Source organism: Peribacillus sp. NPDC097895 (assembly GCF_050277555.1).
In the GTDB taxonomy this organism is placed as follows: Bacteria; Bacillota; Bacilli; order Bacillales; family DSM-1321; genus Peribacillus.
Map to the genome: position 1 here is coordinate 505,109 of NZ_JBNNSH010000001.1, position 19,665 is coordinate 524,773.

Annotated in this window: 19 protein-coding genes, 1 pseudogene and 1 riboswitch; of the genes and pseudogenes, 17 read left to right on the forward strand and 3 right to left on the reverse strand. The window is 42.2% G+C overall.

Annotated elements, in window-relative coordinates; all coding sequences use genetic code 11:
• Positions 1-184 precede the first annotated feature (184 nt).
• From ACQKMH_RS02365 to ACQKMH_RS02400, 8 genes and pseudogenes are all read left to right on the forward strand, one after another.
• On the forward strand, positions 185-1,522 hold the full coding sequence (locus ACQKMH_RS02365) for an MATE family efflux transporter (protein ID WP_427585906.1): 1,338 nt from the start codon (positions 185-187) through the stop codon (positions 1,520-1,522).
• 146 nt (positions 1,523-1,668) lie between these two features.
• Positions 1,669-3,081 carry a dipeptidase PepV gene (gene pepV, locus ACQKMH_RS02370; RefSeq protein ID WP_427585907.1) on the forward strand — a complete coding sequence of 471 codons (1,413 nt, stop codon included), beginning with the start codon at positions 1,669-1,671 and terminating at the stop codon, positions 3,079-3,081.
• A 21-nt stretch (positions 3,082-3,102) separates the two neighbouring features.
• Positions 3,103-3,957 carry a D-amino-acid transaminase gene (gene dat / locus ACQKMH_RS02375; RefSeq protein ID WP_427585908.1) on the forward strand — a complete coding sequence of 285 codons (855 nt, stop codon included), beginning with the start codon at positions 3,103-3,105 and terminating at the stop codon, positions 3,955-3,957.
• 338 nt (positions 3,958-4,295) lie between these two features.
• Positions 4,296-5,534 (forward strand): Nramp family divalent metal transporter, encoded by a 1,239-nt coding sequence (locus ACQKMH_RS02380; RefSeq protein WP_427585909.1) that lies wholly within the window; start codon positions 4,296-4,298, stop codon positions 5,532-5,534.
• A 240-nt stretch (positions 5,535-5,774) separates the two neighbouring features.
• Positions 5,775-6,329, forward strand: coding sequence for an RNA 2',3'-cyclic phosphodiesterase (gene thpR, locus ACQKMH_RS02385; protein WP_427587487.1), 555 nt, complete (start codon positions 5,775-5,777; stop codon positions 6,327-6,329).
• A gap of 28 nt (positions 6,330-6,357) precedes the next feature.
• Positions 6,358-7,368, forward strand: a complete 1,011-nt coding sequence (locus tag ACQKMH_RS02390) for an NERD domain-containing protein (protein WP_427585910.1) — start codon at positions 6,358-6,360, stop codon at positions 7,366-7,368.
• A gap of 139 nt (positions 7,369-7,507) precedes the next feature.
• Positions 7,508-8,293 (forward strand): annotated as a pseudogene (locus ACQKMH_RS02395) (diacylglycerol/lipid kinase family protein); the annotation flags it as partial.
• Between the two features lie 310 nt (positions 8,294-8,603).
• Entirely contained in the window at positions 8,604-9,386 is a 783-nt protein-coding gene (locus ACQKMH_RS02400; RefSeq protein ID WP_230154535.1) for a phosphotransferase family protein, read from the forward strand.
• On the opposite strand, the gene ACQKMH_RS02405 is transcribed toward ACQKMH_RS02400, so the two are convergent.
• Positions 9,372-9,662, reverse strand: a complete 291-nt coding sequence (locus ACQKMH_RS02405; protein ID WP_427585911.1) for a YtzH-like family protein — start codon at positions 9,660-9,662, stop codon at positions 9,372-9,374. The two genes, ACQKMH_RS02400 and ACQKMH_RS02405, sit on opposite strands and share 15 nt — an antisense overlap.
• Positions 9,663-9,915: 253 nt before the next feature.
• Here ACQKMH_RS02405 and trmB point away from each other — a divergent pair, with 253 nt between their 5' ends.
• Complete coding sequence (trmB, locus tag ACQKMH_RS02410) at positions 9,916-10,554, forward strand: tRNA (guanosine(46)-N7)-methyltransferase TrmB (protein WP_427585912.1); 639 nt, start codon at positions 9,916-9,918, stop codon at positions 10,552-10,554.
• Positions 10,555-10,868: 314 nt separating this feature from the next.
• Positions 10,869-11,714, forward strand: coding sequence for a YtnP family quorum-quenching lactonase (locus tag ACQKMH_RS02415; RefSeq protein WP_427585913.1), 846 nt, complete (start codon positions 10,869-10,871; stop codon positions 11,712-11,714).
• Positions 11,715-11,761: 47 nt separating this feature from the next.
• Here the strand turns inward: ACQKMH_RS02415 and ACQKMH_RS02420 are convergent, their stop codons facing one another.
• Positions 11,762-12,079, reverse strand: coding sequence for a hypothetical protein (locus ACQKMH_RS02420; protein WP_427585914.1), 318 nt, complete (start codon positions 12,077-12,079; stop codon positions 11,762-11,764).
• A gap of 177 nt (positions 12,080-12,256) precedes the next feature.
• Between ACQKMH_RS02420 and ACQKMH_RS02425 the strand changes: the two genes are divergently transcribed.
• The 3 genes from ACQKMH_RS02425 (at position 12,257) to ACQKMH_RS02435 (ending at position 14,957) form a co-directional block, all read left to right on the forward strand.
• On the forward strand, positions 12,257-13,330 hold the full coding sequence (locus ACQKMH_RS02425) for a M42 family metallopeptidase (protein WP_427585915.1): 1,074 nt from the start codon (positions 12,257-12,259) through the stop codon (positions 13,328-13,330).
• A gap of 82 nt (positions 13,331-13,412) precedes the next feature.
• On the forward strand, positions 13,413-13,925 hold the full coding sequence (locus ACQKMH_RS02430; RefSeq protein WP_427585916.1) for a DUF84 family protein: 513 nt from the start codon (positions 13,413-13,415) through the stop codon (positions 13,923-13,925).
• Between the two features lie 162 nt (positions 13,926-14,087).
• Positions 14,088-14,957, forward strand: coding sequence for an AraC family transcriptional regulator (locus ACQKMH_RS02435; RefSeq protein ID WP_427585917.1), 870 nt, complete (start codon positions 14,088-14,090; stop codon positions 14,955-14,957).
• Between the two features lie 146 nt (positions 14,958-15,103).
• Here ACQKMH_RS02435 and ACQKMH_RS02440 read toward each other — a convergent pair whose 3' ends face one another.
• The gene (locus ACQKMH_RS02440) at positions 15,104-15,553 is read right to left on the reverse strand and encodes a YtoQ family protein (protein ID WP_427585918.1); all 450 of its coding nucleotides are present in this window, start codon (positions 15,551-15,553) and stop codon (positions 15,104-15,106) included.
• 83 nt (positions 15,554-15,636) lie between these two features.
• Between ACQKMH_RS02440 and ACQKMH_RS02445 the strand changes: the two genes are divergently transcribed.
• The 4 genes from ACQKMH_RS02445 to ACQKMH_RS02460 all read left to right on the forward strand — a co-directional run bounded on the left by ACQKMH_RS02445 (position 15,637) and on the right by ACQKMH_RS02460 (position 19,665).
• Positions 15,637-16,185, forward strand: a complete 549-nt coding sequence (locus ACQKMH_RS02445; protein ID WP_427585919.1) for a hypothetical protein — start codon at positions 15,637-15,639, stop codon at positions 16,183-16,185.
• Between the two features lie 110 nt (positions 16,186-16,295).
• The gene (locus ACQKMH_RS02450) at positions 16,296-16,607 is read left to right on the forward strand and encodes a thioredoxin family protein (RefSeq protein ID WP_076364640.1); all 312 of its coding nucleotides are present in this window, start codon (positions 16,296-16,298) and stop codon (positions 16,605-16,607) included.
• Positions 16,608-16,657: 50 nt separating this feature from the next.
• Complete coding sequence (locus ACQKMH_RS02455; protein ID WP_427585920.1) at positions 16,658-17,464, forward strand: DUF1444 domain-containing protein; 807 nt, start codon at positions 16,658-16,660, stop codon at positions 17,462-17,464.
• 369 nt (positions 17,465-17,833) lie between these two features.
• Positions 17,834-17,937: riboswitch (glycine riboswitch) on the forward strand.
• A 306-nt stretch (positions 17,938-18,243) separates the two neighbouring features.
• Entirely contained in the window at positions 18,244-19,665 is a 1,422-nt protein-coding gene (locus tag ACQKMH_RS02460; RefSeq protein WP_427585921.1) for an MFS transporter, read from the forward strand.

Genomic DNA, 19,665 nt, shown 5'->3' on the forward strand with positions numbered 1-19,665 from the left:
GGCATTGCAAGCAATTAGGTTCCTCGAATTCCTGGCAACTGTTGTCCGGGAGCACGATATGTTCAATTCTAGTGATTAAAATTAAATCCTGCAATCTTTTTGTACTTTTAATACAAAGTTTTATAACGCTGTTCCAATTTCGTGTTTTTCAGAACCTTAATCTAAAAAAGGAGGTCATCCATTTATGAATAACAGAACATATCTTTCCTTGGCCATTCCGCTTACGATTTCGACGATGAGCACGCCCTTGCTCGGTGCAGTTGATACGGCTGTGGTTGGAAGGTTGAGTGATCCCGCCTATATTGGCGGGGTAGCCGTCGGAACGATTATCTTTAATACGATGTATTGGCTTTTTGGTTTTCTTCGGGTCAGTACATCTGCCTTCGCTGCACAAGCAGAGGGTGCAAGGGATGAAAATCAAAGCCTGCTGGCCTTGATTCGGCCTTTTTTCATAGCGGCGATTATCGGTCTTCTTTTTATCGTGATACAAAACCCCATTTTGAATGTTTCGTTAGGCGCAATTGGTCCGGGATCGGAAGTATCCGCTTTTGCTGCAGATTATTTCAGCATCCGGATATGGGGTGCGCCTTTTGCATTATTGAACTATGTCATCTTAGGCTGGTTAATCGGGAAATCGAAGATCAAAACATCTTTGTTCATACAAGTTTTCATGAACGTGATCAATATTGTCTTATGCCTGGTTTTTGTAAATGGCTTTTCATGGTCTGTATCAGGCGTTGCCGCCGCTTCATTGATATCAGAGGTTGCAGCTTTTTTACTGGGCTTGTGGGTTATCCGGAAAGCGGTTAACGTCCCGGCTGCATTTTCATTCCGGAAGGGGTTCGATCGGGCTTCCCTGAAAAAAATGATGGTGGTCAACAGGGATTTATTCATCAGGACCGTTTGTCTGATCATGGTTTTCAATCTTTTTACGGCCAAGGGAGCCACTTTCGGGACAGAGACGCTGGCGGCCAATGCCGTACTCATTCAAATCCATTATCTGATGGCCTATTGCTTTGATGGATTCGCGAACGCTTCGAGTCTCCTTGTCGGGAAGGCCATAGGTTCGAGAGATATACACCTTTATAAAAAAACACTCTTACTCTCGGCGCAGTGGGGCTTGTATGCTTCTTTCATACTTGCCGTATCATACTATCTATTTAGCGATGAGATCATCCTGCTTTTCACGAATATTCCAGGCGTCATCGAACTGGCCCATGAATACGGACTTTGGATTGTTCTATTCCCTTTCAGTGCCTTTATCGGACTCATTTTCTATGGAGTGTTTACCGGTGCTACTGAAGCCGTTCCTGTAAGGAACTCGATGCTCCTTGCCCTATTGGCTTTTCTATTGGTCCAATTCTCAGCAGTCCCGCAACATGGCAATCATGGATTATGGCTTGCATTTCTGGCTTTCAGTTTAGGACGTTCCATGTTTTTGGCATTATACATCCCAAGACTGAACCGAAAAGTAACAAAGCTGATGGATGACGAAAGTCTAATGAAATCATCTTCTTTTTAATGAAAAGAGGGTTTGTGCAGGGAACTTTATCGGTAGTTTGACGTTAGCGATAATACGGGAATACGAAGAAAAGGTAGCAACATTTGGCGAATCAGATAGTAAAAGTGATAAAATGAAAAATATATATAAAAGAGGAGTTGTCGATTTTGAATGAATTGAATTGGCGAGAAGAAGTTGAAAAACGGAAAATGGACCTGTTACTGGACACACAAAATTTATTGAAAATAAAAAGTGTACTGGATGAAGAACATCCGACTAAGGAGGCCCCATTCGGTAAAGGGGTGAAGGAAGCGCTTGATTTCATGCTTCAATTAGCCGAAAAAGACGGTTTTACCGTGAAAAATGTCGATAATGTCGCTGGTCATATTGAAATGGGTGAAGGCGAGGAGTTAATCGGGATATTATGCCATGTCGACGTGGTACCTGAAGGAGATGGCTGGAGTTCGGATCCGTTTGGAGCTGAAATCCGCAATGGCCGCATATATGCTCGTGGGGCAATCGATGATAAAGGGCCGACGATGGCTGCCTATCATGCGATGAAGCTGGTCCGGGAGCTAGGGACACCATTGAACAAACGGGTGAGGATGATCATTGGTACCGATGAAGAATCGAACTGGCGCTGCGTTGACCGGTACTTTGAAGTGGAGGAAATGCCCACGATGGGCTTCGCACCAGATGCTGACTTCCCGATCATCAGTGCGGAAAAGGGAATCTGGGACTTCTCTGTAATACAACCAGCCGATGTAGGAAATGGTACGAACTCTGAAGTGAACGTAATGGAATTTTCTTCAGGCCGAAGGACGAATATGGTACCGGATTTTGCTACGGCTCTAGTGGAGGCGGCTAACCCTGCTGAAGTGGTGGCAAGCTACCAGGATTATTTGCAAAAATACTCATTGAAAGGCCAAGCTGTTCCGCAAAAAAATCAAGTGCTTCTGGAATTGAACGGTGTCTCGGCGCACGCGATGGAACCGAAAAATGGAAAGAATGCAGGTCTACATTTAGCCGTATTTTTATCTGATCTTACTCTTGATCCGCATGCGAAAGCGTACTTCTCTTTCATCAAGGATCGTTTGTTTGAAGATTCCCGCGGAAATAATTTAGGTGTGGCATATTCGGATGAGCAAACGGGTGAATTGACGGTCAATGCCGGCGTTTTCAATTATTCCAAACAGGGGGACAGCTCGATTGGTTTCAGTATGCGTTATCCGGTGACGTTCGAATGGGACAAGGAAAAGGCGGCATTAGAAGATAGACTGGCGGCATATAATTTGAAAGTGAAAACCAATTCGCATTCAACGCCGCATTTTGTGGACAGTGAAAGCTTTTTGATTAAGACGTTGCAGCAAGTTTATGAAGCGGAGACAGGTGATAAAGCTGAACTCCTTTCGATTGGGGGAGGCACTTACGCCCGTTCGTTAAAGGAAGGCGTTGCATTCGGCCCGCTTTTTCCTGGCAGCGAAGACATTGCGCATCAGAAAGATGAATATATTGATATTGAGGATATGCTTAAGGCTACGTCCATTTATGCACGTGCCATTCATGAATTGGCTAAATAAGAGGTTAAAGAGGGAGAAAACATGGGAAAAATCATTTTTAACAGCGACCTTAAAAGCAGGTCCGAAGTAAAGGTTGATATTGAAGACCGGGGATATCAATTCGGAGATGGCGTCTATGAAGTCATCCGGGTTTATAATGGCGAATTATTTGCGGGGGACATGCATCTGAACAGGCTGATGGACAGCGCGAAGTTGATTCAGATGAAAGTTCCCTATACTGTAGGGGAAATCAAGACCCGTGTGAAAGAGCTGATCACTGAAGACCAGCTGAAGGACGGTATCGTCTATATGCAGTTGACGAGAGGAGCATCTCTGCGTACACACGCTTTTCCAAGTGCAGAGGTGGAACCGGTCTTTGTTGCCTATACGAAGGAAACCCCTTATACAGGAAAAATGAAGCCAGGTGTAAAAGGTGTTACGACCGAGGATATTCGCTGGCTGCGCTGTAATATCAAGAGTTTAAATCTACTGGGTAATATAATGGCTAAACAGCAAGCGGTGGAAGCTGGCTGTGACGAAGCGATCCAGCATCGTGATGGCACGGTGACGGAGGGAAGTTCGTCCAATGTCTCAATCGTGGTGGATGGACTACTTAAAACGCATCCGGCCACAAACTTGATCCTGAATGGAATCACCCGTCAAGTGATGCTGAAGCTTTGCGCTGATCATGGAATTCCCTATGTCGAGGAAGCCTTCACGGTCGAGGACATGATGGCAGCCGACGAAGTCCTTTATACGAGCACAAGCGTCGAAGTGACACCAATTATTAATATCGATGGCCAATCGATTGCTTCCGGAGAACCCGGTCCGATAACCCAAAGACTGGAGAAACTGTTTTCCGAGGAAATCGAGAGGCAATGCGGTCCGGTTCAATAAATGTGTTCATCCCCTTTGCCATAACTGGCAAGGGGTTTTTTTATTTTTCAACAATCTCAGAACCCTATTTTTCATTTAAGCCGGCATGTGAATGATTTTTTTACTAAGGCAATTGCTGATTACATGTGTGGCGGAAGGGAAGAAAAACATGTCCGAATCCTTTTTACCCCCTTGTTTTTTTAACATTTATAACATCCTCCTTATGCGGTAGAAAACCTTTGGAAATTTCAGTTTGTCCTTTTTGACATTTTCAAGATTCAGGAATATACTTGCTAATAACCTAAAAAGTTTACCCGTTGCAACATTTTGAGTTGCGTGTAAAAGGAGTTGAAATAGATATGTCTGATGTATTGCAACAATCTTCGTCCAGAGGATTCAAAAAACTGCTTCCTTATCTAGGACCGGCATTTATAGCGGCTGTGGCCTACATTGATCCGGGGAATTATGCCACCAATATTACAGCCGGTTCAAAATATGGCTATACGTTATTATGGGTTATCTTCGCTTCAAATTTAATGGCTGTGCTCATTCAATCACTGTCAGCTAAACTAGGGATAGCAACAGGGAAAAATCTTCCTGAATTATGCAGGGAGAAATTTTCGAAAAAGACCTCATTCTTATTATGGATACAGGCCGAAGCCGTTATCATGGCAACAGACTTAGCAGAATTCATAGGAGCTGCACTTGGAATCTATTTGCTCTTTGACTTGCCGCTTATCACATCGGCCATCATAGCCGCGATTGGCTCCTTTGCCATTTTGGAAATTCAGCGTAGAGGGTATCGCACATTCGAAGCCTTGATCACGGTCATGATTTTTGTTGTAGTGCTTGCCTTCGGTGCTCAAGTTTTTTATGCGCAACCTGACACTTCGTCTGTTGTTTTAGGACTCTTCACTCCAAAATTCGAAGGAGTGGACAGTATTTTACTATCAGCGGGTATGCTTGGAGCGACCGTTATGCCACATGCGATTTACCTTCATTCCTCTTTAACTCAGAAGAGAATAGTCGGTAAAAACGATTTGGAAAGAAAAAGGATTTTTCGTTTTGAACTAATTGATATTGTCATCGCCATGTTGATAGCAGGTGCTATCAATGCCGCCATGGTCATTGTTTCAGCTGCCCTATTTCATAAGAACGGAATACTTGTAGAAGACTTGGATGTTGCCTACCACCAATTTGGTGCCATGCTTGGACCATCTGTCGCGATGTTTTTTGGAATAGGATTATTATTTGCCGGTTTATCAAGCTCTTCCGTTGGAGTAATGACAGGTGACGTAGTCATGCAGGGATTCATTAAAAGGCATATACCGATTTATTTGAGAAGGGTCATTACGACCGTTCCACCCCTGATCATCATATTATGGGGAGTAAATCCATCTAAAGCTCTTGTGATGAGTCAAGTGATACTCTCGTTTGGAATCGCGTTTGCCTTAGTGCCATTGATCATGTTTACTAGCAATAAAAACATCATGGGCAACCTGGTTAATCATAAAATCACCACGAGCGTTGCCTGGCTTATTGCAATTCTTATCATCGGGCTGAACTTATTCCTGCTTTATGAAACACTGTTCAGCTAAAGGGGAGAAGGACCAATTTTTGGTCCTTTTTTCTTTACTTTTCAATTGTTCGTTCTATAATTCGATCGTCCGTCACCGCGGGAATCCGACCTAGAACATGAACAATTCATCCCCTCTAAGACCCTTGTTTACGGATTGGATTTCCCGGTAGGAATATCATGAAGACAAGTACAAGTGGGGGTATGCGCAATGGAAGTTATGGTAAAATTATAGAGAAAACAGGAAGGAATGTTCGTGACCATGAATACTCATTTTTTCTTTGCTTTAGTGTTACCTGATGATATAAAGGAATATTTATATGCTGTAACGGAACAACTGAAGTCAGAGTTCCCATTTAAGAAATGGCTGCATCCAGCCGATTATCATATTACGATGGCGTTTTTGGGTAATGCTCCTGATTCATTGAAAAAGGATGCTTTGGAGTGTGTCGAAAGGGAGCTTGCCAATGAGACCTCATTCGAGCTGAAACTTGGTGGTATTGGAGGTTTTGGCAAGAATGAAAGTCCAAGAATTCTTTGGGCAGGTGTCCAAAAGCAAGAAAAGCTTTTTACCATTCAAAAGAAAATCTATGACTCATGTGTAGAGGCGGGTTTTGAACTTGATAAAAAGCCGTTTAAGCCCCATATAACGCTAGCAAGAAAATACGAGGGGGAAAGTCCCTTTTCGCTAGAAGGAGTCCGACAGATAGCCAATTTGGAGGATGAACATTTTGAAGCAGTCCAGGTTGCGCTTTATCAAACACATCTCGGGGCTTCCCCTTCATACGAAAAGATATTCACGATAAACCTTCAATAATAGAGAAAGAAAGATGGGTGGTGGTCGAATGGCACAGCTCATAAAGATGCAGGATTATATTTCCCGGTATGAGCAGGATATTTATCGATATCCAACACAATTTGCACGACTGAAAAAACAGCAATGGGATAAATTGAAGGCTGCATATGATGCGGGCGAGCTAGATCGATTGTATAGCGAATATGACGGTGCCGAAATCGAGGTCAAACTTGACACGCCTCAAGAAGAGTCAAAGGGCTTGTTCAAAAAAGTGAAAGGCATATTTCACCGAACGGATAAACAGGAGGCAGAGGCAGAAGAGTTGCTAATATCGAACCAGGTTGAAAATCCCAATATATTTTCATTGAGATTTCCGTACCGACCAGCTAGTGTGGATGAATTAAAGCAGAATTTTTTAAATCAATTGCTCCGCTTTCAAATGAAATGGGGGAGTTCGACGCTTCGAGAAAAGTCATTCGTGGACCAATCATTCTTTTTGGATGAAAGGCTCCGCTTTTTTCTGCAGCGTTTTCCGGATACGTTTCTCGTATTATATAAACCTATCTTTCTATTGAAAAACGCGCCTGTCGAAGTCGATGTCATTTTATTGACCCCTATTGACGCTTGGTGCATCACTTTTCTGGAAGCGGAAGAAGACGCAGCTTTCATCGGTTCGAGCGAACGGTTCTGGGTCCGCAGGCACCATAAGCATCCTGATAAAAAAGTGCTCAATCCTTTATTGGGTGCAAATCGGATGGGGAATATCGTTTCCCAATTATTTGAGCTTTATGAAGTGAATGTGCCGATAAAAAAGGTGATTCTATCGCGAAATGGTTATGTGGATTATCCTGAAACTCCATATGATATGACCATATTGGATAAGCGGACCTTCCCGGAATGGTTTGAAAAAATGAGGTCCATTTCATCTCCGCTTAAGGCACAGCAATTAAAAGGAGCGCAGGCATTGCTGGAATATTGCCAAACTACATCCAGCCTGCGACCGGAATGGGATTCGGAACATAATAACCAAACAGAGGGAAATGAGCATGCCGCACCTTAACGAAACGCTGTATTTCATTGTCAATCCAATGGCGGGAAATGAAGAAAGTATGAAGGTTTGGAAAAAAGCCGAGGAAATGTTGAAATCACAAGCTGTTCCTTATGAAGTTTTTTTTACGAGATAAAAGGGGCATGCATTAAGATTGACGAAGGAAATCCTATCAGGGACGAATCAGGAAACAAGGGTGATCGCTGTCGGGGGAGATGGTACGATTAATGAAATGGTAAATGGCGCCATTCATTTTCCTCATGCAATCATCGGAGCACTTGCGGCTGGATCTGGCAATGATTATGTAAGGGGCATTCAAAAAACAAAGAGTGTGGAAGAAGCCCTTTCTTTATTTCAGGAGAACGCCTGCAGGTCCGTTGACATTGGACAGTTTGAGACGGATGGTAAGGTTGGTTATTTTATGAACAGCCTGGGTATGGGGATTGACGCGGAAATTTCCTATGAATCGGAAAGTTCGCTTTTGAAAAAATGGTTTAATTTTGTCAAAGCGGGTAAATTAATTTATCTGTTCATATTTTTAAAAAAATTATTCAAATATGAGCCTAGCTGCATGGAATTGATCGTTGATGGAAATCGGCATCTATTGAAAAAGGTTTGGTTCATCGTCATTGCGAATCAGCCGTACTTTGGCGGCGGTATGAAGATTTCACCGATGTCAAAGCTGGATGATGGCAGGTTGAATGTGATTGCGATCCATGATATTTCATGGTTGAAATTATTGAGCGTATTCATCACCGTTTTATGGGGAGGTCACCTAGCCATTAAAAACGTGGATGCTTTTTCTGGAGAAACGATGAAAATGAAGAATTACGGGTCAGTAAGAATCCAATCGGATGGAGAAATTGTTGGAATGGATGAAGTAGCTGTAGAGGTTCTGAGGGAGAAAATCCGCGTCATGTTCAAGGGTGATAGTTGATACAAAAATATGAAATGATTTATTTGTTTTTGTTTTATGCGTATAATCGTTTTATAGTACTTGACGAAGAAACCGTTTTTCAACTAAAATTTAATTTATGGCTATTGTTAAATTGCTCAATAGCTATTTTTTTATTTCTCAAAAATGAGGATGTTTTTAATTGCGGGTGTCATCCCGATGCACGTATATATGCAGCTTCGCCAGCAGGCGGATTTTTTATTAAACATGGACTCAAAGTAGTGGTAATACATACACTAGGTGAACGTACCCACATTTGTATGATTAAGCGAGGAAATCGAAGGTGAACCAGTTGGAACATTTATTAGGTCAGGAGTGGGATATATCCCCTGCTGGAGGAGCTACGGGAGAAGCCTTTATTGCCGAAAAAGATGGGCAGAAGCTCTTCCTTAAACGAAATTCATCGCCATTTTTAGCTGTTCTATCAGCTGAGGGCATTGTTCCAAAGTTAATGTGGACAAAACGCCTGGAAAATGGGGATGTAATTACGGCCCAGCATTGGATGGAAGGCAGGGAGCTATCTCAGCAGGAAATGAACAATATAAGAGTCGCAAAGCTGCTTCAAAAAATTCATCAATCCGATCCTTTGTTAAGCATGCTCAAAAGGCTTGGGAAATCCCCTTTACGACCTGAAAGTATACTTACAGACATAGAAACCGGGTTAACTTCGGATGTTACGGAAATACCGATTATCAAGCAAGCCATTCATTTTTTACAGAACAATCTCCTATTGATTGAATGTGACGAAAAAGTCGTCTGTCATTGTGATGTGAACCATAATAATTGGCTTATGACGGAAACCGACGGATTGTTCCTAATTGATTGGGACGGAGCGGTCATTGGCGATCCGGCCATTGACCTCGGAATACTTCTGTATTCTTACGTCCCAAGGAATGAATGGAAGCAGTGGCTTGCCCGATATGGCAAGAAGCTTGACGCAGGCCTGGAGATGAGGATGAAATGGCACACGGTTTCACAACTTGTGCTTTCCATCCAATGGCATCATCGTAGAAAGCGGTACGAGGAAAGAAATGATTTACTGCAAAAACTTGAAGCATTATTAACGGTTGACTGATCCGTATTGATCCATGTCATCCACCCACTGGGATAAGTCATTCTGGTGGGTTGTAATATGTGCATCTAAATCAGCGGCACCGATGCCTGTCTGACTGTATTCGTAAATCTCTGTCAGTATCGTTTTCACATTGCTATCAATATCCATATTGATCATTAAGGATTTGACGAGCCTTTCAACCTGCTCACATTCAGAAACGGATCCGCAGCAGTCTGATTGATGATTGGTTAAAATATCTTTTAATAGTGACATTTGATGTTCATGGGAAAGCGGCATTATAATTTTTCTCCTTTCTTAAATATGGATCTAAGGGATTCTCAGGTGTTTTCGCCTGCCCTTCACTTATTTATGGTGTGTTTTGCGGAAAGTTTTATACATGAAAACTACAGGGACTGCCGCCTGGATGGACGGCGGTTTTTTTGTGGATTCAGTGGGTACATACAGGCTTTTCCTGAAAAAATCAACTTGCAGGAATCCATCCACTCGTGTTATGGTTTGAACGATTATATTTATAAATAGGGGTGTCATCATGCGTTTAAGAAATAAACCTTGGGCTGAAGACCGTTTGAATGATTTTCCACAATATGTAATTCAGCAGCCAGTGAGCCATAAAGGTAAATGGCATGAAGTTTTCGGTAACGATAATCCGTTATATATTGAAGTGGGTACGGGGAAAGGCCGTTTCATTACAGAAATGGCGAAGGCTCATCCTGATGTGAATTTCATTGGAATAGAAGTATATAGAAGCGTCATTGTAGCTGCACTGGACTTGCTGATTGAGGCGGAAGTGCCAAATTTAAAGCTGTTGAATGTCGATGCTGCGAACTTAGGGGAATATTTTGAAAAAGGTGACGTTGATCGCGTCTACTTGAATTTCTCTGATCCATGGCCGAAATCACGTCATGCTAAACGTCGGTTAACGTATAAGACATTCCTTGAAGTCTATGAAGGTATCCTGCCAGACCAGGGAGAGATTCACTTCAAGACGGATAACCAAGGATTATTCGAATCTTCATTGAAGAGTATATCCGAATACGGCATGCTCTTGAAATATGTAAGCCTTGATCTGCATAACAGCAGCTTTGAAGGGAATATCATGACTGAATATGAAGAGAAGTTCTCGAGTAAAGGAAACCGGATATACCGATTGGAAGCAATGTTCCAATAATGTTCGATTAGAAACCAGGTGCACTGCATCTGGTTTTTATGTGGTTTAAGAAATAAATCACTGCGCTCTTTGCGTGCAGAAGCAATGAAGGCTGCCGTAAACCTCTCGATAAAACATCTGCTTGTTGACAGGCATTTTTCATGATATTAAGTTATGGATCAAATGTTATAACACCTTAAGCCGATAAGAAAGATTTTCATTGGGTAAATCGTATAGGATAAATAAGAGTGTTTTTTATTCCTACCGATGGGATGACTGTTATCAATTTCAATAATTGGAAGTGGATGTTAAACTAAAGGGAGAGGAGGGGTAAAATGGAAACTTTGCAAATCGGGGAAATTAAATTAACATGGCTGAATGGCGGTGTGACTCACTTGGATGGCGGTGCAATGTTTGGTGTTGTACCGAAACCGCTCTGGTCCAAGAAGTATCCTGTTAACGAAAATAACCAGATCGAGTTACGTACGGATCCAATTTTAGTGCAGACAAATGGGTTGAACATGCTAATCGATTCAGGGATTGGTAATGGGAAGATGAATGATAAGCAAAGACGGAATTTTGGGGTGACGGAGGAATCCAATCTTGTTGAGGATCTTGGCAGTCTTGGGATAGGGCCAAATGATATCGATTACATTTTAATGACCCATCTGCACTTCGACCATGCATGTGGTTTGACGAAACGTGAAGGTGAAACTTGGGTCCCTGTTTTCGAGCGTGCAGAAATTATTACGACACAAACTGAATGGAAAGAAATGCAAAACCCCAATATTCGTTCAAAAAGTACATATTGGTCTGAAAACTGGGAAGCAGTCGCTTCTCTTGTGCGTCCTTTTGAAGGAGAGAAAGAAATTACGGACGGTATTAAAATGATCCATACAGGGGGGCATAGTGATGGACATGCGATCATCATCCTTGAGGATGGTGAGGATAGGTTGATCCATATGGCAGATATCATGCCGACGCATGCACATGCGAATGTCCTCTGGGTACTCGCTTATGATGATTATCCGATGACTTCCATCGAGGCGAAGGAAAAGTGGATGAAATCCGGACTGGAAAAGGGGTCATGGTATAGCTTTTACCATGATGCCCATTACCGTGCAATCAAATGGGATGCAACAGGTAAGGGGATAGTAGCCGAATTGAAACGGAAGCGGTAAGTGGGATAGCGAAAGGAGGACGTCATTTTGACGGCCCTCCTCTTGTTTCAATCATTTTGCGCATTAAGCTCCAAGATCGTTCCTGTAGAGGCATCTGCAACAAATTCGAATTGCTCGCGTTTTCCCTCTGTGTTTCTAGTGATCCCGCCTTTATACACTTCATAGTCCAAATCATTTTTTGTATAGTTTTCCGGCTTCATCAAGATCCATGAGCCATATATATTTCCATCCTTTTTGACTGTTTCCTTCACTTGGGCTAACACTTTATCCGGAGAAGGTTTGCTAGATTGATCCAATATTTGTTTTGTCGCATAGCCAGCAGCGAACCCGGCAACAGTACCTAGTAAAAACGTTTTCCAATTCATTGATTTCTCCTCCATTGCTTTTTTTCAATCACTTCTTCTAGTATACAGAAGAACGCTTTATTTGACTAACAATTTGAAATTTTAACCATTAACTGATAAGTTAGAACTATCTAGTGTAAACATGATGCTAAGTTCTGTAAAATAGTAAGAAACAATACATAGGTTAGGGGTAGAAAGATGAATCATGAGACTTTAGAACTTTTTAAGACATTGACGGAATTACCAGGTGCCTCGGGAAATGAACATGCAGTTCGGAGTTTCATGAGGGGTGAGCTTGGAAAATATTCAGATGAAATCGTCCAAGACCGGCTTGGCGGAATCTTTGGCGTAAAAAGAGGGAATGAAGAAGGACCCACTGTCCTTGTTGCCGGGCATATGGATGAAGTAGGCTTCATGGTCACCTCAGTAACGGAAAATGGAATGATTCGCTTTCAGACTCTAGGTGGCTGGTGGAGTCAGGTGCTTTTGGCACAAAGAGTGGAAATCATTACCGATAATGGTCCTGTCATTGGTGTCATCGGTTCGATTCCGCCTCATTTACTTGATGAATCACAACGCTCAAAACCAATGGATATCAAAAATATGCTTATTGATATTGGTGCGGATGATAAGGAAGATGTGAAGAGAATCGGAATTAAGCCTGGTCAGCAGATTGTGCCGATTTGTCCATTCACGCCGATGGCCAATGAGAAAAAGATTCTCGCAAAAGCCTGGGATAATCGCTATGGTTGCGGACTGGCAATCGAGTTGTTAAAAGATCTGAAAGATGAGACATTACCGAATGTCTTATATTCCGGAGCAACCGTGCAGGAGGAAGTGGGATTACGGGGGGCGCAAACGGCGGCTCATATGATCAAACCGGATATTTTCTTCGCTTTGGATGCAAGCCCGGCAAACGATATGTCAGGCAGTAAAAGTGAATTTGGCCAGCTGGGGAAAGGGGCACTGCTCCGCATTCTTGATCGTTCCATGGTTACACATCGCGGCATGAGGGAATTCATCCTTGATACAGCAGAGTCTAATGATATTCCGTATCAATATTTCGTATCCCAAGGCGGCACGGATGCAGGCAAGGTCCATATTGCAAATGAGGGAATTCCAAGTGGTGTGATTGGTATTTGTTCACGCTATATTCATACACATGCATCCATGATTCATATTGATGATTATGCCGCTGCACGTGAATTGATTGGAAAATTGGTTCGTTCCTGTGATAAAACGACATTTGAAACATTGATAAATAACGGTTGATTGAGGAAGCTGAAATGGAAAGGGATACAGTCAGATATCCTTTTCCATCAGTTTTTTTTTGCATAGAAGGAAGGTAACTATTATGAAAATAGCAGTGGGCAGTAAAAATCCGGCGAAGGTAAAGGCTGTGCTGGGCGTATATGAAAAAGCTGATATCATATCACTCCAAGTGGAAAGCGGGGTCTCGGAACAGCCATTTTCAGATGAAGAAACGATGGATGGGGCAAAGACGCGTGCCCTGAATTGCTTGATTCACAGTGATGCCGAAATCGGTATTGGTCTTGAAGGCGGCGTCGTGAAAATGGAACAAGGCCTATTTCTGTGTAATTGGGGTGCGATGGCAACGAGAGACGGCGAGGTCTATGTTGCAGGCGGTGCGAGAGTTCCACTGCCCGAAATTGTAGCTGAGAAGCTGCTGGGCGGCGAAGAACTGGGACCGGTGATGGACAATTTCACAAAGCAAGAGAATATTAGCAAAAAAGAAGGAGCGATCGGCGTGTTTACAAATGAGCGAATCACCAGGGGAGATATGTTCCTTCATATCATGAGGATGCTTGCAGGTCAACACGAGTATAAAATGAAAATGAAAAAGTAGAATGTATGAATTACTGGCATGAACGTATGCTTCATTTTTGATATTTCAGCAGTAGGATATCCATTCGACGAGCGATTCAATGGAATACTGCCGCAACAGAGCAAAATTTGACAGGATTTTAATTTGTGGGGTTGCTAGTATAGATGACAAGGAGTGAGGGGGATGGGGTGGATTGAATCGATCCAAAAGGCACTCGACTATATCGAGGAGCACTTATTGGATGACCTGACAATCGAGAATATTTCCTGGGAAGCGAATGCCTCCGCTTTTCACTTTCAACGGACGTTCACCATCTTAACGGATATATCCGTTGGTGAATATATCCGGCGCCGAAGATTGACCTTGGCGGCTCAGGAAATATCAAGCACAAATGGCAAGGTCATTGATTTAGCCTACAAGTATGGCTACGACACTCCCGAGGCCTTCTCAAAAGCTTTTCGAAGGCAGCACGGAGTATCTCCAAGTGAAGCCCGGAAGTATATGGGGAAGCTGAAATTCTATGAACGCCTGGTGATACAGGTGATTTTGAAAGGGGAAAAACCGATGAAATACAATATTCTTGAAAGAGATTCATTTCAATTGATTGGAATCAAGCAAGAGTTTTCTTTGGTTAATGAAGGAAATTTGGTTGGGATTCCGAAGTTGTGGGAGAAAGTGAATGCGGATGGAACGAGCGACAGGTTAGGGCAGTTGAACAATGGCCAAATAGTTGGATTGCTCGGTGTGTGTGTAGATAAGAGGGCAGAGGAAAAAAATGAAACGATGGATTATTGGATAGCTGCAGAGTATGCCGGGAAAGTGCCCGAAGAGTTTTCAACCCTTATGATACCGGCTTCCAAGTGGGTTGCATTTGAAGTTCACGGACCTATGCCAGATGCCATTCAAAAAGCGTGGAAGCAAATTTTTTCCGAATGGTTTCCTACAAGTGGTTATGAACATGCCGGAACTCCTGAACTGGAAGTATACTCAAATGATGACGCATCAAACCCTGATTATTACTCGGAAATTTGGATTCCCATTAAAAAGAGATAAGTTTAAATGCATTTCGCTTGTAGGGTGGGTTATTCTGCTTCCCTACAAGCTTTTTGCGGTTTGATTGTACATAATCGTTTTCCCTTTTTCCTTGATGAATGCATGCATTCTAGAATGGCAGGCATGATTGGCTCGTCAAGGGAGAATCACAATCCATCTTCAAAAATATAAGAGAGCACCTTCATGGCTTGATTCACGGATTCGACCGTGACACTCGCCTTTTCTGATAATTCCTTTAAGGCATGGTGATGGGATTCGGGGCGGATCAAAATAAGCGGTTTACCGAGTGAAACGGCAGTGCTTGCGTCCATGGCGGTATTCCATTGTTTATATTTTTCGCCAAACAGAGCAACGACTAGGTCAGCCTTTTTCATCAAAAGACCTGTCCGCAAATTATTAATTTGGGAAGCGGCCATATCCTTTTGAATCGAGTTCGGTTGTTCACCAAGAATATCTTCACCAATATGATCGGACCGTTCATGGTTTTCCATCGGACCGACAAATTCTAACGGAAGCTTCAAGGCAGCGGCCTTATCTCTCAACTCACTTCTCCAATTTGAATGTATTTCCCCAGCAAGATAAACGGTTAATTTCATGGTTTTCCTCCTCTGAATTTAAATTGCTTTCATTGTATCATGTTTTGAGAAAATGGATGAATTTCATAAATAAGGATAATAGTATGCATAAGAGAGTAAAAGTGACGGCTGGAGGAATGACAATGGCTTTATCGAATAAAAAATTTCTTATTATTTTCCTGATATTGAGCAGTTTGGTTGTGAGCTGCTCCAGTATCGATAGACAAACAAAAAAAGCAGAGAAGGCCGCAGAATTGGCATTTCGAAACGATGAAAAACAGCCCAATATTGAGGCAGGGCTTATTCAGGTATATCTGCCAAAGGATTTTAAAGTAGTGGAAGAACATGATAATAATTTGATTTTACAAAAAGGTGATAAGATTTATATATTATTTGTCAATCCAAATGAAAAGGAAGACAGCTCCGTCTTATTTTTGGCGATAAAGGAACAAGATGATCAATATGTAGTGCTGCATTCATTTCAAAATGATGATAAGTTCGGCTTTATCTCGATTAAAGAGTCACCGAAAGAAAAGTATGAGCTAGCAGTGGGGATCGGTGGAGTCAAGTTGACAACCGAAACGGATAAGGATCATCTAAAAACCGATGCGAAACAAATGATGGAAGTCGTTTCATCTGTGCCGCAGAAATAAGTAAAAGTGCTGTCATTCAACCAATCCGTATTAATGGTTGATTTCTGGAGAGTCTGGTATGATGGGATTATAAAACCTAAGGTATCATTTAGAGCAGGAGGAATATTCAAATGGAAAATTTACAAACTGTGGAGCAATATGATGCATTAAAAAATGAAGGCAAACATATTTTTCTATTTTCAGCAACTTGGTGTGGAGATTGCCGTGTAATCGAACCGATCATGCCCGAGATTGAAACGAAATTTCCGGATTTTACATTCATTCATGTAGATCGTGATGAATTCATCGATGTGTGTGCCGCTAATGATGTATTCGGTATACCAAGTTTCATTGCTTATGATAATGGCAAAGAGCTAGGCAGATTCGTGAGCAAGGATCGCAAAACACAAGAACAAATTGAGGAATTCATTCAATCACTATAATCAATTTCCCCTTCTCGCTGGGGATTTTTCAATGAAGAGGAGGGTCAAACATGAAAATGGACAGCACGAAGCTGAAAAATATCTTGAAGGATCGTTTAAAAGATGATAACCGATCATTCAAATTCGATAGCAAGCAAGATACGTTACGGGTGGAAAATGTGAAAACCGGGAAGGGGATCACCATCGAGTTGCCACCTGTCCTTGCTAACTATGAAAACGTGCAGGAAAAAGCCATCGATGAGGTTGCCTATTACGTGGAAGAGGCCTTGAATGTAATGGGGGGAGAACACAGCATGGAAGGCAAGGAGAAATCCATTTTCCCTGTCATCCGTTCGACTTCCTTTCCAATGGAATCAGAAGAAGGAAATCCCTTTTTATTCGATGAGCATACGGCTGAAACCCGGGTTCTTTATGCACTCGATTTGGGGAAAACCTACCGTCTGATTGATGAAAAGATGATTCAACGGGAAAATTGGCAGGGTGACAGGATCCGTGAAATTGCCCTTTTCAATGCCCGTTCCCTTTCCACTGAAATGAAGTCGGATATCGTCGCCGATAATAAATTTTACTTTTTAAACACCAATGATGGATATGATGCTAGCCGAATTCTTAACGAATCCTGGCTTCGGGACATGAAAGACAAGATGGAGGGAACAATGGCGGTGGCCATTCCGCATCAGGATGTCATCATCATTGCAGATGTGATGAACGATACGGGATATGATATTCTGGCACAAATGGCCATGAGCTTCTTTGCGAGCGGTCATGTACCGATAACGGCTCTATCATTCCTTTACGAAGAAAATGAGTTGGAGCCCATATTCATTATGGGTAAAAACAAAAAGCGTGAACAATGAATCATTGAAAAACATAGGACCGTGTCAGGATGGAATAGTTCCAGCGGCAGTGGTCCTTTTTTTATGGTGTACCATGTGCAAGTTTAGTAGAGTGAGAAGTTTTTCAGTCCATATGTTCAATGAAAAGGAAGCGTGCTTACAAAGCAGCAAGGAATTTTTATTTTCAGCCGTAAGAAATCATAGTTCCAAGAGGGATATCTTTGGAGTGTTCTGTTTAATGGTGTTGAAATTTATCTTAGCATGGGTGATAATATAGTTAGATTATTTTGAAAATAAAGATTATTACTAATGGTGAAGAGGGACTGGTATGAGTCTCAGTCAGAATTGGTTCATGAATTAAATAATCTGAATATTTAAATTATACAGCGGATGAACGTTGTGGGAGAGTGCAAAGTATGAAGCCACCGAAGGAGCAAGTTCCAAAAATAGCCCTTGGATCAAATCTCTCAGGTAAATGGAACCGCAACTGGACGCAACTCTGGAGAGCGCGTATGAAACATGACGCCACCAAAGGGGAAATCTCCAGAAAATAAAATGGAGTTAAACTCTCAGGTAAAAAGGACAGAGAAGGGGAGCAGTAAGTTTACGCAACCCTTCTCTGTCCTTTTTTTGTGTGTAAAAAAAGAATGGGGTCAGCTTTATTTGGCTTCTTACAGGAAGGTGTGCAGCGAAGCTTATTATTTAATGAAGGAGGAGTAAAATGATTTAGTTCTTTTATTAAGACAGTGAGCAACGATTAAGTGAAAAGGAAGCCTGATGTTTAACAATAAGGGGGAGTCATGATAGAAACGAACTATCAAGGTACCAATAAGATGATAATGGGAATTGTATTTGGTGTTCTTACATTTTGGCTTTTTGCCCAGACGATGGTAAATGTTGTCCCAGTAGTTCAATCAGACCTGGGCATTTCATTAGGTGTTTTAAATGTCGCCATCAGTTTAACAGCTTTATTTTCAGGGATTTTTGTCGTTGCAGCGGGCGGATTGGCAGATAAGGTTGGAAGAAAGAAAATGACATATATCGGTTTATCATTAAGCATCGTAGGCTCTCTTTGCCTTATCTTCACGCAAGATGCCGGATTTCTGATCATCGGGCGAATCATCCAAGGTATTTCAGCCGCCTGCATCATGCCGTCTACAATCGCTTTAATCAAATCGTATTATGAAGGCGAGAATAGGCAGCGTGCCTTAAGCTACTGGTCTTTCGGGTCGTGGGGAGGTTCGGGTATCTGTTCTTTTGCAGGAGGATCGATTGCGACATATATGGGTTGGAGATGGATTTTCATATTTTCAATTATTTTTGCTTTACTAGCGATGATCCTGATTAAGGATACACCAGAAAGCAGAGCGGAAAAAACAAGCTCTACTAAATTCGATATCGCTGGTTTATTGGTGTTTGTCATGGTTATGCTTGCATTGAACCTGGTCATTACGCGTGGGGATGATTTTGGTTGGACAAGTCCAATCACGTTAAGTTTAATTGCCATCCTGGTCATTGGTTTTTTCGTATTCTTCAAAATCGTAGGTAACAAGTCAGATGGGTTTATTGAGCTAACTTTATTTAAGAACAAATACTATACAGGGGCCACGCTTTCTAACTTTTTGCTGAATGCAGTAGCGGGAACATTGGTAGTTGCCAATACATATGTACAGGTAGGGAGAGGGTTCAATGCCTTTCAATCCGGAATGTTATCCCTTGGATACTTGGTATGTGTATTAGCGATGATTCGTGTTGGGGAGAAAATATTGCAGCGCGTCGGGGCAAGAAAACCGATGATCATCGGTTGTGCATTAGCGGCGATTGGCGTTGGCATGATGTCCTTAACATTTTTATCAGGAACGATTTACACTTTCGTCGTGTTTGTCGGGTTTACTTTGTTGGGAATCGGACTTGGGATGTACGCAACCCCATCTATTGACACAGCCGTTTCCAATGCACCCGTAGAGAAGATCGGAGAGGCGTCAGGAATCTATAAAATGGCTAGCTCACTCGGTGGATCATTTGGCGTGGCTATCTCCGCCACAGTGTATGGTACGATTGAAAATTTGGAGGTAGCTGCAGCAGCGGGGTTAACGACCAATGTGATTTTTGCTGTACTTGCGCTACTTTCCATATTATTCATCATTCCAAGGGGGAAAATGAGCGAAACGAAGCCTTCCATTTCGAAAGGCCTTCCTGATCAAAAACTTATATTGAAATAA